Origin of the sequence: Actinoplanes auranticolor, from assembly GCF_018332655.1 — a bacterium.
GTDB lineage: Bacteria > Actinomycetota > Actinomycetes > Mycobacteriales > Micromonosporaceae > Actinoplanes > Actinoplanes auranticolor.
Window position 1 is genome coordinate 40296 of the sequence record NZ_BOQL01000073.1, and the last position, 16600, is coordinate 56895.

Here is a 16600-nt window from a genome sequence, read left to right on the forward strand (position 1 = left end):
CGCACCCGCGCGAAACGCTGTCGAACGAACTGTTTTACCCGCCATTAATATCGCCCGTCCAAGGTGGTTCCCGGCACTCACTTCCACCGGGAGGAACAAATCATGTACGACAACTCGGCGTCATTGGCGCTCACCGGCAGCGGGATCACCATTCTCGGGCAGACCGCGAGCCTGACGGCGGTGACGCTCGGCGGCGCGCTGTTCGTCGGCATCGGCGCGGTCCTGGCCCTGGGCGACCGGCTCAAGCGGCGACGGGACGGCTCCTGATGACCAAGTCCCCCCGGCTCTACCTGATCATTCTCGGCTGCTGGTCGGTGCTGCTCGCGGCGCTGCTGGAGACCTCCCTGGACCAGATCGACGCGGCCACCCGGGCCGGCTGGCCGATCGTCACGCTGGTCGTGGCCAGCACCGTCTTCATCGCGTACTTCTGGCTCAACGGCACCAAGGACGTCGTCTACACGCTGTACTACCACCTGATCTCGGCCCGGCGGTCGCGGCCGGTGCCGCGCCGGGCGTCGGCGGCGCAGCCGCGGGTCGTGCTCGTCTACTGCACCTGCAACGACTTCTCCGCCGACAGCCTGCTGCGCAGCATGCGGCAGGACTACGGCGACTTCGACGTGGTCATCCTGGACGACTCGTCCAAGCCGGAGTACCTGGCCCAGGTCGACGCCTTCGGCGCCGAGCACGGCGTGCGGGTGGTGCGGCGCGCGGACCGGGCCGGCTTCAAGGCCGGCAACCTCAACAACTACCTGGGTACGGCCGAGTTCGACTACTTCGTCATCCTGGACAGCGACGAGATCATCCCGCCCGGCTACATCGGCCGCAGCCTGGACTACTTCGCGGCGTACCCGAACGCGGGCATCGTGCAGGCCAACCACATCGCCACCCGCAATCGCAACGCCTTCATGCGGATGTTCTCGATCGGCGTCGACTCGCACTGGATCGCGTACCAGACGGTCAAGGACCGGCACGGCTTCCTGTCGCTGCTCGGGCACGGCGCCATGGTCAGCCGTGAGTGCTACACCGAGGCCGGCGGCTTCCCGCACGTGGTGGCCGAGGACCTGTGCTTCTCGATCGCCGCGCGCGACGCCGGCTACTACACCGTCTTCGCGCCCGACGTGGTGTGCGAGGAGGAGTATCCGGTCGACTACCTGGCCTTCAAGAAGCGCCACTCCAAGTGGACCCAGGGCAACATGGAGTTCATCAAGCGCTACACCGGGGTGATCCTGCGCTCGCGGATGAGCTGGTTCGAGAAGCTCGACATCGTGCTGTTCACCTACAACCTGCCGCTGACCGCGGTGTTCTCCGTCTACGTGGCGATCCACGTGGTCGTGCTGCCGGTGCTCGGCTACCGCATCGAGTATCCGCTGTGGATGCTCGCCCCGACGGCGCTGTTCCTGCTGGCACCGATGCTCAACGATGTGATCTTCCACTTCCGCGCCATGCCGAAGCTGCGCCTGGCCTGGTATCTGCTGCACACGATCCTGCTGTACGGCTCGATGCTGTTCATCAGCTTCCGGGCCTCGGTGACCTCGGCGTTCGGCAAGTCGGTGTTCGTGGTGACCCCCAAGGAGGACCAGCGGATCACCCTGCGCCAGGCGCTGGTGGCCAACCGCGCCGAGATCGTCTTCGGGGTGCTGCTGACCGCCGTGTCGATCTACCTGACCGGCAGCGCCCTCCCGGTCCTGCTGATCGCGGCCCCGGCGATCTTCTGCTTCTACCTGGCGCTGAAACACAACACAGCCACCCCGGTAGCGGACGCTGCTGAGCCCGAGTCGCGCGAGCCTGTCACAGCGGCCTGACCGCTCGCGGCGCCGGGCCCGGTGGGCGGGTCCGGCGCCGTGGCCGCTGCTCAGAACAGGCGGCCCAGCACGCCCGACTCCAGCAGGATCACCAGGCCGATGGTGATGAAGACCAGCGGCACCAGCCAGTGGCCGTACCGCCGGACCGCGTCGATGATCCGGCGGTGCGAGCCGAGCCAGGACGCCGCCGCGCACCACACCGCGACCAGCACCGCGAAGACCAGTACGACCACCACGCCGTGGCCGGCACCCAGCGTGCGGAACATCGGCGTGTAGACGGCGATGTTGTCCGCCCCGTTGGCGATCGTCACGCCGGCCACCGCGAACGCGTTCCCGGCCGCCACCGGGGAGTCGTCGGCACCGCCGCCGCGGATCGCGCCGATCAGGCCCCGGACACCCAGCGCGACGGGGACCAGGCCCAGCAGGCCGACCCACTGGTCCGGGATCAGCGCCAGCCCCAGAGCGGCCAGCGCGGAGACCGCGACGAGCACGGCGATCCCGGCGTACTGCCCGGCCCAGATCTGCCAGGGCCGCGGCCGTCCCGCCGCGCGCGCCGCGAGGAAGAGCACGGTCAGCACGATGATGTCGTCGACGTTGGTGCCGGCGAAGACACCCACCGCCGCCAGCACGGTCCCCAGCAACGCCTACCCCCGCTCGGCCCCGGTCCGGCCCGCGCGCAGCGGGATCACCGTGGCGAAGTACAGCATCACCAGCCCGGCCAGGAGGAACGCCACGGCGGTGGGCACCCGGTAGGGATCGTGCAGGTGCAGAGCGAGGAACCACAGCCGGTTGCCGCTGTCCTGGAAGATCATCCACAGCGGCAGCAGGCCCTGCGGGAACATCGGGATCCAGCAGGCGACCCAGAGGAACGTCACGAGAGCCTGCCGGCCCGTAGTGAGCTGCGGGCGCGGGCGTCCCGGCCGGACGGCGGTGCGCGCCTGGGTCCCGCCGCTGCGCATGGTCGCGAGCAGCTCGGGGCCGGTCGAGGACAACCGACGGTAGGCCAGTCGGCCACAGTGGATGGCCAGCCACGCGCCGGTGGCCACCCCGACCGGCACCGCCGCCCAGGCGAGGCCCGGACCCCACCGGTCACCCAGGTACGCCACCAGCGCCGGCGGTGCCGCCGTGAGCGTGACCAGCAGCAGCACCACGAGCACCTGCCCGAAGACGGCCCCGGCCTCGAGCGGATTGCCGCTGCGCCGCTGCGGCTCGGTGACCGGCACCAGCGCGTACACGGAAACCAGCACGACCAGCCCGGCACCGCCGCCGAGAGTCGCCGCCAGCAGGCCCAGCGCCCACGGCCAGGTGGCCGCGCCGCCGCCGGCGAGCGTGCCCACGACGGTGAGCGCGACGGCGACCGGAGCCACCTGCAACAGCCAGGCCAGCTGGCGACCGCGTACCTCGGCGCGCTCGGCACCGGGATCGACCAGGCTGAGCCAGAGCGCGGTGCCGTCCAGCCCGATGAGGTTGGCCGAGGTCGCCGCGGCCATCGCCACCACGATCAGGCCGGCCCACGGCAGCATGCCCGGCCAGTCGATGAGCAACGGCACCAGCGTGTAGAGCACCCCGAAGAAGAGGGCGAAGAAGAACAGGTGCAACCGCATCAGATCCCGCGACCAGGTACGCAGCTCCTTGGCCGCGACCGCACCGGCCCGGCCGGCGTCGGCCAGCCGGTCCAGCGGTGAGCCGTGCGCGGAACTGCCCCGGGGCACCCGCTGCAGCGGCCGGCTGGTGGTCCGGACCACCAGCAGTCGGGCCCAGAGCAGCAGGGCGAGCCCGACCACGGCCACTGTGCCGCCCAGCGCCGCGGCCGCCACCGGCCAGGCGCCGCGCGCGGCCGCGTCGATCGCGGCCAGACCCCAGCTGGACGGCAGCCAGCGCAGCACCGCCGAGAAGCGCCCGGGAAAGCCGAGGCTCAGCAGGTCCAGCTCCACAGCCGCCCACACCAGCACCCAGGACTGGTTGAGCAGTACGGTCATCGCGGCGTTGACCAGGGCGGCGAGCACCGCGCCGAGCCGCGAGCGGACGGCCACCCCGATCACACCGATCATCACCCGGGACAGCACCACGGCGAGAACGAGCTGCAACGGTACGGCCACCAGGGCGACCGTCACGGCGGCCGGGCCCCGGTCCGCGGCGTGGACCAGCAGCGCGGAGAACGCGATGAGGCTGACCAGCGGCGCGATGCCGGCGAACGCGGCGACGAGCAGGCCCGCAGCCAACCGGACCGGCCGCAGCGGGAGCAGCGCGAAGTGCTCGGGACGCAGGCTCTCGTCCCCGCCGCCGGTGTAGACCGGGCCGAGCATCCAGCCGAACAGCCAGACCGCGAGCACCGCGGCGAGCAGGTCGGCCCGTACGGCCGGCGCGGCCAGGCCCGAGGCGGTCAGCGCGATCGTGCCCGCCGCCAGCACCAGTCCGGCGACCCCGCCGAGGATCATGCCGGCCGCGCGGGTCCCGGTGAGCGAGTGGGCCAGCACCCGCAGCTTCATCGCGATCAGGACGCCAACCACGAAGGACCCTTCCGCCGGCCGGTGTCCGCACCGACCAGTTCGACGAACCGCTCTTCGAGGCTGCCGCCGGCCCGCACCTCGGCGAGGGTGCCGGACGCGGCCACCTGTCCCGGGTGCGGCCGGCGGCGGTGGCCGCGTCCAGCCCCCGCAGCCGGCCGAGGTAGGTCAGCAGCTCGCGGCCGGTGAGCCGCTCGGGCAGGGCCAGCCCGTCGGGCAGCACCCCGACCAGGGCGCGGGCGGCGACCGGGTCGGCCCAGACGTCCCGGCCGAAGATCCTGGCCCGCCCGGCGTCGGGGCGCAGCAGCCCGACGGCCATCGACAGGGAGGTCGTCTTGCCCGCGCCGTTGGGTCCCACCAGGCCGAAGAACGAGCCGGGCGGCACCGCCAGGCTGACGTCCCGGACGGCCTGCTTGGGCCCGAAGTCCTTGCGCAGGCCGTCCAGCTCCAGCGCCGGGTCATCCACTGCTGCCCACCCCCGTGTCGGTGATCGTCCAGCGACGACAGTAGTCAGCGGTCGGCGATGCGGGGGAGGGTGAGGTCGCTGTTGTCGATCACCAGATCGGCGCGCTCCCAGGGCCGGCACGCGGCGAAGTACAGGCGCTGGCCCTGTACGTACCGGGCCAGGCCGGGATGGCCGGGATCGGGGTGGCTGCCGTCGCGCTGCGCCATCCGCGCCACGGTGACGGCGAACGGCGCGGTCAGGAAGATCGAGAAGTCCCACTGTCCGGCCAGCTCGTCGCGGTGCAGGAACAGTCCGTCCACCACGAGCACGGCGTCGGCCGGTGCCTGCACCCACGGCAGATCGAGCACCTCGTCCGTGCCGACGTCGTGCCCGGCGCTGCGGTACCGCCGGTCACCACCGGGCCCGAACGGCGCCAGCACGGCGGTGATGAGCGCCGGATAGTCGTACGAGTCCAGCCAGAAGCCCTTCGGGGACGTGGGCCCCCGCCGGTGGCGTACGGCCCGCACGTGATGGAAGCCGTCGGCGGACACCTGCACGACCGGCCGCCCGCGGGCCCGCAGGGCGGCGGCGAGCTCCCGGGCGAAGGTGGTCTTCCCGACCCCGTCGACCCCGTCCACCGCGACCCGTACGGCACCGGCCGGCTCCGGGATCCGGCCCGCGACCTCGGCGATGACCTGCTCCCGGGTCAAGGATTGACCAGACCCGTCCGGTACGCGATGACGACTGCCTGCACCCTGTCCCGCAGCCCCAGCTTGGCCAGGATCCGGGCGACGTGGGTCTTCACCGTCGCCTCGGACAGGTGCAGCTGCCCGGCCAGCTCGGCGTTGCTCAGGCCGTGGGCCAGCAGGCCGAGCACCTCCAGCTCGCGCGGGGTGAGGACGGCCAGGTCCCGGTGCACGATCGGCACGTCGGCGTCGCGCTGGGCGAAGCGCTCGACCAGCCGCCGGGTGATCGCCGGGGCCAGCATCGCGTCGCCGTCGCGGACCAGGCGTACGGCGCCCACCAGGTGCTCGGGGGTGACGTCCTTGAGCAGGAAGCCGCTGGCTCCGGCGGTCAGTGCCGCGTACACGTAGTGGTCGAGGTCGAACGTGGTCAGCATGATGACCCGCGGCGCGTCGCCGGTGCCGGACAGGATGTGCCGGGTGGCCGCCAGCCCGTCCATCTCGGGCATCCGGATGTCCATCAGCACCACGTCGGGCCGGTGCCGGCGAACCGCGTCGACGGCCTCGGCGCCGTTCGTCGCCTCGGCGACCACGTCGATGCCGTCCGCCGTGAGGATCATCCGGAAGCCGGCCCGGACCAGCGCCTGGTCGTCCGCGACCACCACCCGCAGCGCCGCTGTCACGACACCTCCACCGGGATCCGGGCGTGGACGCGGTATCCGCCGTTGAGCCGCGGCCCCGCCTGCAGGACTCCACCGTAGACGGCGAGCCGTTCCCGCAGGCCGATCAGCCCCCGCCCGGCCCCGGTGGATGCCGCGGTACCGGACCGGCCGCCGGTGTCGGCCACCTCGACCTGCACGTCGTCGGCGCCGTAGGCGAGCGTCACCCGCACCGAGGCGCCGGCCGCGTGCTTGACGATGTTCGTCAGCGCCTCCTGCACCAGCCGGTACACCGTGAGCTCGATCCCGGACGGCAGCGGCATCCGCTGCCCGCTGCGGGTGAGCTCGACCGGCACCCCGGTGTCGCGCATCCGCTGGACGAGCCCGTCGAGCCCGTCGAGACCCGGCTGGGGCGCCAGGTCCGCGTCGCTCGCCGGCTCGGTGCCCTCGCCCCGCATGGTGAGCAGGCCCATCACGTGGCGCAGCTCGGTCATCGCCGACCGGCCGCTGGCCTCGACCGCCAGCAGAGCCTCCTTCGCCTGCCCGGGCGACGAGTCCATGATCTTGCGGGCGCCGCCGGCCTGGATCACCATCACGCTGACGTTGTGCGTCACCACGTCGTGCAGCTCGCGGGCGATCCGCGCCCGTTCGTGCTCGGTGGCCCGGCGCACCGCCTCGGCCTGCTCGTGGGCCATCACCGCCATCCGCGCCTGCCCCTCGTCGGCGCGGTGTTTCCACCGGCGCAGGCCGTCGGCCGCGACGGCGATGGGCAGCAGGATCAGGTACGGCACCGCGCTGTCCGACACCGAGCTGGCGTCCGACTGCAACGTGTTGTGCAGCACCGCCGCCACCGGCAGGCTCGCCAGCGCGGGCAACCGGTACGGGCTGAACACCGCGGCGGTGTACCCGGCGATGACGCAGGCGAAGAACGACAGCCGCAACGCCGCCGGATTCTCGCTGACCGCCGTGGCCAGCGCCAGCACGACCCACAGCACGCCCAGCGGATAGCGGCGCCGGAACACCAGCGGCAGCACCACCAGCAGGAGCAGCAGAGTCGTCGGACCGGCGGACTGGTCCTGGTCGACCGGCAGGAACGGCGGCCACACCGGCTCGCACACCGGCGCCGGCCCGGGACGGGGGTCCGGCACCGGGCAGTTGAGCTGCCGGGCCCGCTCCTGGATGCCCTGGTCACCGGCCTGGATCGCGGCGATGCCGAGGCCCAGCGCCAGCACGGCGTCGAACACCTGACCCCGCATCGACTGCGGCGGCAGCGGGCCGGCCGGACGGGTCAACGCCCGCGCCCCGGCCCGCAGCCGGCTCAGCAGCGCACGTTCGGTCACCGGCTCATTCTCGTCGCCGCGGCGACCCGGCGGTATCCGTCGCGGGACGGGTGCGCGCTACCTCGCACGCCTACATCTCAGGGATGACACCACGCCGGGCTCATCCCGATGCGGTACCGAAGATGCCTCCCGCCGGCGATGTGTCCCGTCCGGGCCCGCACCTAGCGTCAACGCCGCCGAGAGCCGACGAACCGAGGAGACCACCATGACGGCGCCGTTGATCGAACTACGGGACGTGACCCGACGCTACGACGACGGGCCCCCGGCGTTGCGCGAGCTGTCCCTGACCGTGCGGCCGGGGGAGTCGGTGGCGATTCTCGGCCCGTCCGGCAGCGGCAAGTCCACGCTGCTCAACCTCATCGCCGGGCTGGACCGCCCGAGCACCGGCACGGTCACGGTGGACGGGGTCGCCGTGGACAAGCTGGGCGAGGCGGCGTCGGCCCGGTACCGGCGGGCCCGGATCGGCCTGGTGTTCCAGTTCTTCAACCTGCTCGACGACCTGACCGTCGCCGACAACGTGATGCTGCCGGCCCAGCTCGCCGGCATGGCCCGGGCCGCCGCCCAGCGCCGCGCCACGGAGCTGCTCACCGTGCTCGGCGTCGACCGGCATGCGGCCGCGTACCCGGGCCGGCTCTCCGGCGGGGAACGGCAGCGGGTCGCCGTGGCCCGCGCGCTGATGAACCGGCCGGCGTTGCTGCTGGCCGACGAGCCGACCGGGGCGCTGGACACCGCCGCCGGCGTGGAGGTCCAGCGGCTGCTCACCGAGCTGCACGCCGACGGTCAGACGATCGTGCTGGTCACGCACGACCTGGCGCTGGCCGAGAACTGCGCCACCCGTACGGTCCAGCTCCGCGACGGCCGGGTGGCCGCGGACACCACGGCGCCCGTCCGATGAGCACGCTGGGACGGGCGGTCCGCGCCGGCGCCGGCCGCCACCGGGTGCAGACCGTGGTGATCACCATGGTCGTGCTGATCGCGGTGACCTCGGCCGTGCTCGGCGGCTCCCTGCTGGTCGCTTCGCGGGCGCCGTTCGACCGCGCCTTCGGCCAGCAGCAGGGCGCGCACCTGACCGCGCAGTTCGGCCCCGCGGCGACGGTGGCGCAGCTGACGTCGTCCGCGGGGGCCGCCGGGATCAGCGCCGCGGCCGGGCCGTTCCCCACCACCCAGGTCAGCACGCTGGGGCCGGGCGGCCGGCCGCGGCCGCCGATGACGGTCGTCGGCCGGTCCGCCCCGGACGGCCCGGTCGACCAGGTCACTCTGACCGCGGGGCGGTGGGCGACGGCCCCCGGCGAGCTGGTCCTGGCCGAGGACAGCCGCTTCCGCGGACCACCCGTCAAGATCGGTACGGTGTGGACGGTCGCCGACCCGCCCGGCAGTCCCGCCGTGACGGTCGTCGGCATCGCCCGCTCGGTCAGCCGGACCGCCGACGCGTGGGTGACCCCGGAGCAGGTCACCGCCTGGACCGGGGAACGCGGCCCGGCCGGGTACCAGATGCTCTACCGCCTCACTGTCGCCGACACCGCGGCGCAGGTCGAGGCGGCCCGTGCCGCGATCGCCGCCACCGTGCCGGCCGGTGCGCTCACCGGAGCCGTGTCCTGGCTGGTCACCCGGCAGGACGCCGTGGGCCAGGCCGCGCTGCTGGTGCCGTTCCTCATCGCGTTCGGGGTGCTGGGCGTGGTGATGGCGGTGCTCATCATCGGCAACGTGATCGCCGGGGCGGTCAGCACCGGCACCCGCCGGATCGGCATCCTCAAGGCGCTGGGCTTCACCCCGGCCCAGGTCGTCCGGGCGTACCTCGGTCAGGCGCTGATGCCGGCCGTGGCCGGCGCCGTGCTCGGTGTCGTCGCCGGGAACCTGCTGACCGTGCCGGTCCTGGCCCAGACCAACCGGCTGTACGGCACGTCCGACAACGGGGTGACGCTGTGGGTCGACGCGCTGGTCGCCGGGGGTGCGCTCGTGGTGGTGACGCTGACCGCGTGGGCGGCCGCGGCGCGGGCCGGCCGGTTGCGCAGCGTCGACGCGATCGCCGTCGGCCGAACGCCCCGGCCCGGACGCGGGCAGTGGGCGTCCCGGCTGACCGGCCGGATTCCGGTGCCCCGGCCGATGAGCCTGGGCCTCGCCCATCCCTTCGCCCGCCCGCTGCGCTCGGGCGGCATCGTCGCCGCGATCGCGTTCGGCACCGCCGCCGTGACGTTCGCCGTCGGCCTCGCCACGTCCCTGAGCCTGATCCAGGAAGCCGAGGACCTCGCCGACGTGCAGGTCGTTCCCCGGATGGAGGCGCCGGGGCCGGGTGCGGGCGGGCCGGGCCGGGAGCCGATGCCGAACGGACCGGGGCCGCTCACCGACCCTGCCGGGGTCGTCGCGGCGATCACCGCGCAGGCCGGGACCGGCGGGTACGTCGGCCAGGCCCGGACCGAGGTGACCGTCGCCGGGATCACCGGTTCGCTCACCACCGTCGCCCTGACCGGCACCGACGGCGCCCGCTACTACCGGATGGTCTCCGGGAGCTGGCTCACCGGACCGGGCCAGATCGTGGTCTCCACCCCGTTCCTGACCGCTGCCGGCAAGGAGGTCGGCGACACCGTCGTGCTCACCGATCACGGCACCGACCTCACCGCCCGGATCGTCGGTGAGGTCTTCAACACCGACGACAAGGGCATGCAGATCCTCACCGACCTCGCCACCCTGCGCCCCGCCGAGCCCGGGCTGTCACCGGAGATCTTCCTCGTCTCCGTGCGGCCCGGGACCGACGCCGCGACGTACGCCTCCGGCCTGGAAACGGCGCTGCGGTCGCTCGGCGCGGCGGCCGTGCCGGTCGAGCACGGGACCGACGAGCTCGTGCTGATCATCGACACGCTGACCGCCCTGCTCAGCGTCATGCTGGTGGTCGTCGCCGGGCTGGGCGTGCTGAACGTGGTCGTGCTGGACACCCGCGAGCGCGTGCACGACCTGGGCGTGCACAAGGCGCTCGGGATGACGCCCCGGCAGACGACCACGATGGTCATCTCCTCGGTGCTGGTCACCGGCCTGATCGGCGGCGCGATCGGCGCGGCGGTCGGGGTGGCGTTGCAGCGCGCGGTCCTCGGCGCCATGGGTGGCAGCGCCGGTTTCACCCTGCCCGCCTCGATCGTCGACGTCTACAGCCCGACGGAACTGCTGCTGTTCGGCCTCGGCGGGCTGGTCATCGCGGTGGGCGGCGCGCTGCTCCCGGCCGGCTGGGCCGCCGGCACCCGCACGGTCACCGCACTCCGCACCGAATGACTCCCTCGTGGAAAGGGGCCGACATGAAATTGGCCTGTGCCGCCCTCGCTGTCACCGCCGGACTGCTGGCCCCGGCGCCGGCCCGGGCCGCGGACACCCCGCAGTTGCTCCGGCCGACCGGCCACCATCCGGTCGGCACCACCGCGCTCCACCTGACCGACACGTCCCGCACCGACCCCTGGGTGCCCGGCTTGACCGCCCGTGAGCTCATGGTCACCGTCTGGTATCCGGCCGCCGCGCCGGGCGGGACCCGCGCCCGGTACATGACCCCACGGGAGTCCGAGCTGTACCTGGCCGGCAAACGCCTCACCGACCTGCCCGCGGACACCCTCAGCCGGGTCCGCACCTACGCGTACGTCGATGCGCGACCGGCCGGCCGGGCCCACAGCCTGCCCCTGGTGGTGCTCTCGCCCGGCTACACCCAGCCCCGCGGTTCGCTGTCCGGACCGGCCGAGGACCTGGCCAGTCACGGCTACGTGGTGGTGGGGATCGACCACACCCACGAGACGTACGCGGTCACCTTCCCCGGCGGCCGGATCGCCACCTGCGCCACCTGCGAGCTCGACGAGGACGACGCGTTCTTCCGCAAGCTGTACGCGGGCCGGGCCGCCGACCAGCTCGGCATCGACCTCGGGGCGACCACCACCGGCGCCCGCTCGCAGGAGATCACCCGCAGGTACCACCGGGCGATCTTCGAGCGGCACCTGCGGGACCGGCCGCAGCCGCTGCTGGACCGGCCGTCGCCGCGCTACCCGGAAGTGGTCATCGCCGCGCGCTGACACAGCGATGGGCACGGTCGCCGACCGTGCCCATCTCCGTTCGCGCGGTGGAGCTATTTCTTGCCGAAGGCCCTGCGGTAGTCGTTGTTGAGCCGGCCGATCAGCGTCAGCGGGATCCCCTTGGGACAGACCGTGGTGCACTCACCCATGTTGGTGCAACCGCCGAAGCCCGCGTCGTCCTGGGCCTGGAGCATGTCGACCACGCGGGTGTCGCGTTCCGGCTGGCCCTGGGGGAGCAGGTTGAGGTGGGCGACCTTGGCCGCGGTGAACAGCATCGAGGAGCCGTTCGGGCAGGCGGCCACGCAGGCGCCGCAGCCGATGCAGGTGGCCGCCTCGAAGGCCGCGTCCGCGTCCGGCTTGGGGACCGGGGTCGCGTGGGCGTCCGGGGCCGTGCCGGTCGGAGCCGTGATGTAGCCGCCGGCCTGGATGATCGCGTCGAAGGCGCTGCGGTCGACGACCAGGTCCTTGATGACCGGGAACGGTGCCGCCCGCCACGGCTCGACGTCGATCGTGTCGCCGTCCTTGAAATGCCGCATGTGGAGCTGGCAGGCGGTGGTGGCCCGCTCCGGGCCGTGCGCCACGCCGTCGATCATGACGCCGCAGGAGCCGCAGATGCCCTCGCGGCAGTCGTGGTCGAACGCCACCGGGTCGTCACCGTCGAGGATGAGCTTCTCGTTCAGGACGTCGAGCATCTCCAGGAAGCTGGCGTCGGGGGAGATGTCCTTGACGTCGTAGGTGACCATGCGGCCCTTGTCGGCCGGGCCCTGCTGGCGCCACACGCGTACCTGGATGTCCATTACTTGTAGCTCCGGGTGCTCGGGTGTACGTATGCGAATTCGAGCTGTTCCTTGTGCAGCACGGGCGTCTCGCCGAACTCCCAGGCCGCGACGTAGCTGTACTCGTCGTCGTGCCGCAGCGCCTCGCCGTCGGGGGTCTGGCTCTCGGCGCGGAAGTGACCGCCGGCCGACTCGGCGCGGTGCAGCGCGTCGACGCACATCAGCTCGCCCAGCTCGAAGAAGTCGGCGACCCGGCCGGCCTTCTCCAGGTTCTGGTTGAGCTGCTCGCCGGTGCCGGGCACCTTGACCCGCTGCCAGAACTCCTCCCGCAGGCCGCGGATGAGGCCGATGGCCTTGGTCAGGCCCTCCTCGGTGCGCTCCATGCCGCAGTACTCCCACATGATGTGGCCGAGCTCGCGGTGGAAGGAGTCGACGGTGCGGTCACCGTCGACGGCCAGCAGCCTGGCCAGGCGGTCCTCGACCTGGCTGCGGGCGGCGGCGACCTCCGGGTGCGACTCGTCGATCTTGTCGAACGGGCCGGACGCGAGGTAGTTGTTCAGCGTGTTCGGCAGCACGAAGTAGCCGTCCGCCAGGCCCTGCATCAGCGCCGAGGCGCCGAGGCGGTTGGCGCCGTGGTCGGAGAAGTTCGCCTCACCGATCACGAACAGGCCCGGGATGGTGGACTGCAGGTCGTAGTCGACCCAGAGCCCGCCCATCGTGTAGTGCACGGCCGGGTAGATGCGCATCGGCACCTGGTACGGGTCCTCGCCGGTGATGCGCTGGTACATCTCGAAGAGGTTGCCGTACTTGGCCTCCACGGCGGGCTGGCCCAGCCGCTCGATCGCGTCCGCGAAGTCCAGGTAGACGCCGAGCCCGCCGGGGCCGACGCCGCGGCCCTCGTCGCAGACGTTCTTCGCCGCGCGCGAGGCGATGTCGCGGGGGACCAGGTTGCCGAACGAGGGGTAGATCCGCTCCAGGTAGTAGTCGCGGTCCTCCTCCGGGATGTCGCCCGGGGCGCGCTTGTCGTCGCCGCGCTTGGGCACCCAGACCCGGCCGTCGTTGCGCAGCGACTCCGACATCAGCGTCAGCTTCGACTGGTGCGAGCCGGACTCGGGGATGCACGTCGGGTGGATCTGCGTGTAGCAGGGATTCGCGAACAGTGCGCCCTTGCGGTGGGCCCGCCACGAAGCGGTGACGTTGCAGCCCTTGGCGTTGGTGGAGAGGAAGAAGACGTTGCCGTAGCCGCCGGAGGCCAGCACGACCGCGTCGGCCAGGTCGGTGGTGATCTCGCCGGTGACCAGGTCGCGGACGACGACCCCGCGGGCCTTGCCGTCGACGACGATCAGCTCCAGCATCTCGTGCCGGGCGTGCATCTCGATGTTGCCCAGCCCGATCTGCCGTTCCATCGCCTGGTACGCGCCCAGCAGCAACTGCTGACCCGTCTGCCCCCGCGCGTAGAACGTGCGCGACACCTGGGTACCGCCGAACGAACGGTTGTCGAGCAGGCCGCCGTACTCGCGGGCGAACGGCACGCCCTGGGCCACGCACTGGTCGATGATGTTCACGCTGACCTCGGCCAGCCGGTACACGTTGGACTCGCGGGCGCGGAAGTCGCCGCCCTTGACCGTGTCGTAGAACAGCCGGTAGATCGAGTCGCCGTCGTTGCGGTAGTTCTTGGCGGCGTTGATGCCACCTTGCGCGGCGATCGAGTGCGCGCGCCGCGGGCTGTCCTGGTAGCAGTACGAGCGCACCTTGTAGCCGGCCTCGGCCAGTGTCGCCGCGGCCGAGCCACCGGCCAGGCCGGTGCCGACCACGATGACGGACAGCTTGCGGCGGTTGGCCGGGTTGACCAGCTTGGCGGAGAACTTGCGGCGCTCCCAGCGGGTCTCGATCGGCCCGTCCGGAGCGGCCTGGTCGGCGATGTCCTCGCCCTCGGTCCAGAAGTTCATGGTCAGTCCACCAATCCGGTGAGCACGGCGAACGGCACCGACAGGTAGCCGACCACCAGGACGACGGAGAGCAGCAGCGCGGCGCCGCGGGCGATGCGCTCGCCGCGGGCGGTGCGCTGGCCCAGCGTGCGGACCGCGCTGAACAGGCCGTGCCGCAGGTGCAGGCCGACAGCCACGATGGACAGCACGTAGAACAGCGTCACGTACCACTGCTCGGCCTTGAAGTCGGCGATGACCCGGGCGGACGGCTCCGAGCCGGCCGGGGCCGGGTTCAGCGTGCCGGTGGTCAGGTCGAGCAGGTGGTAGACCACGAAGAGCACGATGATGACGCCGCCCCAGCGCATCGTCCGGGCCGCGTAGCTGCCCTGCACCTTGGGCCGGTGGACGTACTTCACCGGCCGGGCCTTCCGGGCGCGGCGGGTCAGGATCGTGGCCGCGACGATGTGCCCGACCACGGCGACGACCAGGCCGAATCGCATGATCCACAGGAACCAGCCCGAGGGCAGCAGCGGTTCGGCGATGGTGCGCAGCCAATGCGCGTAGTGGTCGAAGGACTCGGCGCCGAAGAAGATCTTGAGGTTGCCGATCATGTGGGCGTACAGGAAGCCCACGAGGAGCAGCCCGGTGACCGCCATGAGGATCTTCAACGCCAGCGAGGAGCGCGCGCCCCGGCGCGGCTTGAGCGCCGGCTTCTTCGCCAGCGTCTTGCGGGCCGGCTCGGCCGTCGCCCGGGGAGTTGGAGTGCTGATGTCTACCGCCACACCCTGAACGCTAAGAAGTCGCGGGCGATTCGTCTAATGCATGATCGGCGGGGTAACCATAGACGTAAGCTATCAAGGTGCAGCTTCAACAGCTCCGATACTTCGTAGCAGTGGCAGAAACCCGGCATTTCACCCAAGCGGCTGACGCGCTCAACGTCTCGCAGCCGACTTTAAGTAAGCAGATTCACACCCTCGAGGAGACGCTCGGCGCGCCCCTGTTCGAACGCGTCCGCGGTGCCGTCGCCCTCACCGCCGCCGGCGACACCCTGCTGCCGCTGGCCCGCCGGATGGTCGCCGACGCGGACGCCGCCCGCGACGCGGTGCAGGAGATCGTCGGCCTGCGCCGCGGCCGGGTCCGGGTCGGCGCCACCCCCAGCCTGTGCTCGTCGCTGGTCCCGACCGTGCTGCGCCGGTTCCGCACCGAGCACCCGGACATCGAGCTGCACGTCAACGAGGGCAGCTCGCAGGACCTGATCACCGACCTGCTGGCCCGGGACCTGGACCTCGCGCTGATCGTCCACCCCGAGCAGGGCGTAGACCCCGCCCTGCACGCGGCCCTGGTGCTGCGCGAGAGCCTGGTGGTCGCGTCGGTCGCCTCCGGGCCGCCGCCGACGGCCAACCGCCAGCTCGCCCTCGCCGAACTGCGCGACACCCCGCTGGTGATGTTCCGGCCCGGCTACGACCTGCGTGACGTCACCCTGGAGGCGTGCCGGCGCGCAGGTTTCACCCCGCGCTTCGCGGTCGAGGGCGGCGAGATGGACGCGGTGCTCGCGTTCGTGGAGGCCGGCCTCGGGGTGGCGCTGGTGCCGAGCATGGTGCTGGTGAACCGGCCACTGCTGCGGGCGACGCCACTGGCATCGCCGGGGATGCGCCGCACGATCGCGCTCGCGCACCGGCGCCGGGCGGTGCTGCCGCACGCGGCGGAGGCGTTGCGCGCGACCCTGCTGGACCACATCGCGACGGGTGAGCTGCCCTTCGGCGTGCAACCGCTGTAGTCAGCGGAACTTCTCGGCGTGGTCGGTGGCCCACTCGGCGAACGTCCGGGCCGGGCGGCCGAGCACCGTCGGCCACCGTCGTCGAGGACGGGCCCGGGACGCGGGCGTAGTCGGCCAGGGAGCCCAGCCGGCGGTCGGGGATCTCGGCCGGGAGGCCGGCGGCGAGCATGCCCTGGCGTACCTGCTCCGGCGTGATCTCGGCGAAGTCAGCTCGCGGCCGGTGGCCCGGCCGATCGCCTCGACCTTGGCGGCCCGGGTGAGCGGCTGTGGCCCGGTGAGCAGGTACGCTCGCCCGGCGTGCTCCGGCTCCAGCAGCGCCCGTACGGTCACCGCGGCGACGTCCCGCTCCTCCACCGTCGAGGTCACCGCCGCCGGATACGCCCCGCGCACCACCCCGCCCCGCCGGAGCTGCGGCGCCCAGGCCAGCGCGTTGGCGGCGAAGTCGGTGCACCGCAGGATCGTCCACTCCAGACCCGACCGCCGGGCGGCCTGCTCCGCTGCGGTGAACTCCGCGATGAACCGGGGGTCGCCGACCGGGTGCGCCACCGTGGCGGCCGACAGCACGACCCCCCGCTTGGCGCCCCTCGATCGAGGAGATCTGCGCCGGCTACTCGGACGCGGAGCTGGCCGTGGTGGCGGACTT

15 protein-coding genes and 1 pseudogene are annotated in these 16600 nt (G+C 72.5%); 6 read left to right on the plus strand and 10 right to left on the minus strand.

The window, feature by feature from the left end; translation table 11 throughout:
* Window positions 1–102 precede the first annotated feature (102 nt).
* Both Aau02nite_RS39930 and Aau02nite_RS39935 read left to right on the plus strand, forming a co-directional pair.
* The gene (locus Aau02nite_RS39930) at window positions 103–267 is read left to right on the plus strand and encodes a hypothetical protein (RefSeq protein ID WP_212993863.1); all 165 of its coding nucleotides are present in this window, start codon (window positions 103–105) and stop codon (window positions 265–267) included.
* Entirely contained in the window at window positions 267–1802 is a 1536-nt protein-coding gene (locus Aau02nite_RS39935; RefSeq protein WP_212993864.1) for a glycosyltransferase family 2 protein, read from the plus strand. Before Aau02nite_RS39930 ends, Aau02nite_RS39935 begins: the two co-directional genes overlap by 1 nt.
* Window positions 1803–1852: 50 nt before the next feature.
* Here Aau02nite_RS39935 and Aau02nite_RS39940 read toward each other — a convergent pair whose 3' ends face one another.
* The 6 genes and pseudogenes from Aau02nite_RS39940 to Aau02nite_RS39960 form a co-directional block, all read right to left on the minus strand.
* Window positions 1853–2443: a cadmium resistance transporter gene (locus Aau02nite_RS39940; protein ID WP_246595804.1), complete on the minus strand. Its 591-nt coding sequence runs from the start codon at window positions 2441–2443 to the stop codon at window positions 1853–1855.
* Between the two features lie 3 nt (window positions 2444–2446).
* Window positions 2447–4312, minus strand: coding sequence for a hypothetical protein (locus Aau02nite_RS39945; RefSeq protein ID WP_246595805.1), 1866 nt, complete (start codon window positions 4310–4312; stop codon window positions 2447–2449).
* Window positions 4313–4418: 106 nt separating this feature from the next.
* Window positions 4419–4775, minus strand: a pseudogene (locus Aau02nite_RS47010) (ATP-binding cassette domain-containing protein); the annotation flags it as partial.
* A 44-nt stretch (window positions 4776–4819) separates the two neighbouring features.
* Window positions 4820–5464 (minus strand): nucleoside/nucleotide kinase family protein, encoded by a 645-nt coding sequence (locus Aau02nite_RS39950; protein ID WP_246595806.1) that lies wholly within the window; start codon window positions 5462–5464, stop codon window positions 4820–4822.
* A complete protein-coding gene (locus Aau02nite_RS39955; RefSeq protein WP_212993865.1) occupies window positions 5461–6120 on the minus strand; it encodes a response regulator in 660 nt (219 codons plus the stop codon). The genes Aau02nite_RS39950 and Aau02nite_RS39955 overlap by 4 nt, the downstream gene beginning before the upstream one ends.
* The gene (locus Aau02nite_RS39960) at window positions 6117–7436 is read right to left on the minus strand and encodes a sensor histidine kinase (RefSeq protein ID WP_212993866.1); all 1320 of its coding nucleotides are present in this window, start codon (window positions 7434–7436) and stop codon (window positions 6117–6119) included. The genes Aau02nite_RS39955 and Aau02nite_RS39960 overlap by 4 nt, the downstream gene beginning before the upstream one ends.
* Window positions 7437–7641: 205 nt before the next feature.
* Between Aau02nite_RS39960 and Aau02nite_RS39965 the strand changes: the two genes are divergently transcribed.
* Genes Aau02nite_RS39965 through Aau02nite_RS39975 form a run of 3 tightly spaced genes read left to right on the plus strand, consistent with a single transcriptional unit; the run spans window position 7642 to window position 11476 of the window.
* Window positions 7642–8331: an ABC transporter ATP-binding protein gene (locus tag Aau02nite_RS39965; RefSeq protein WP_212993867.1), complete on the plus strand. Its 690-nt coding sequence runs from the start codon at window positions 7642–7644 to the stop codon at window positions 8329–8331.
* Window positions 8328–10697, plus strand: coding sequence for an ABC transporter permease (locus Aau02nite_RS39970; protein ID WP_212993868.1), 2370 nt, complete (start codon window positions 8328–8330; stop codon window positions 10695–10697). Before Aau02nite_RS39965 ends, Aau02nite_RS39970 begins: the two co-directional genes overlap by 4 nt.
* Before the next feature lie 23 nt (window positions 10698–10720).
* The gene (locus tag Aau02nite_RS39975; protein ID WP_212993869.1) at window positions 10721–11476 is read left to right on the plus strand and encodes an alpha/beta hydrolase; all 756 of its coding nucleotides are present in this window, start codon (window positions 10721–10723) and stop codon (window positions 11474–11476) included.
* A gap of 53 nt (window positions 11477–11529) precedes the next feature.
* On the opposite strand, the gene Aau02nite_RS39980 is transcribed toward Aau02nite_RS39975, so the two are convergent.
* Genes Aau02nite_RS39980 through Aau02nite_RS39990 form a run of 3 tightly spaced genes read right to left on the minus strand, consistent with a single transcriptional unit; the run spans window position 11530 to window position 14848 of the window.
* Window positions 11530–12273 carry a succinate dehydrogenase/fumarate reductase iron-sulfur subunit gene (locus Aau02nite_RS39980; RefSeq protein WP_212993870.1) on the minus strand — a complete coding sequence of 248 codons (744 nt, stop codon included), beginning with the start codon at window positions 12271–12273 and terminating at the stop codon, window positions 11530–11532.
* Window positions 12273–14201, minus strand: a complete 1929-nt coding sequence (locus tag Aau02nite_RS39985) for a fumarate reductase/succinate dehydrogenase flavoprotein subunit (protein WP_212993871.1) — start codon at window positions 14199–14201, stop codon at window positions 12273–12275. Before Aau02nite_RS39985 ends, Aau02nite_RS39980 begins: the two co-directional genes overlap by 1 nt.
* Before the next feature lie 2 nt (window positions 14202–14203).
* Window positions 14204–14848 carry a succinate dehydrogenase cytochrome b subunit gene (locus Aau02nite_RS39990; RefSeq protein WP_438841222.1) on the minus strand — a complete coding sequence of 215 codons (645 nt, stop codon included), beginning with the start codon at window positions 14846–14848 and terminating at the stop codon, window positions 14204–14206.
* A 185-nt stretch (window positions 14849–15033) separates the two neighbouring features.
* On the opposite strand from Aau02nite_RS39990, the gene Aau02nite_RS39995 reads away from it, so the two are divergent.
* A complete protein-coding gene (locus tag Aau02nite_RS39995) occupies window positions 15034–15957 on the plus strand; it encodes a LysR family transcriptional regulator (RefSeq protein ID WP_212993920.1) in 924 nt (307 codons plus the stop codon).
* On the opposite strand, the gene Aau02nite_RS40000 is transcribed toward Aau02nite_RS39995, so the two are convergent.
* Entirely contained in the window at window positions 15958–16521 is a 564-nt protein-coding gene (locus tag Aau02nite_RS40000) for a Rossmann-fold NAD(P)-binding domain-containing protein (RefSeq protein ID WP_212993872.1), read from the minus strand.
* Between the last annotated feature and the right edge of the window lie 79 nt (window positions 16522–16600).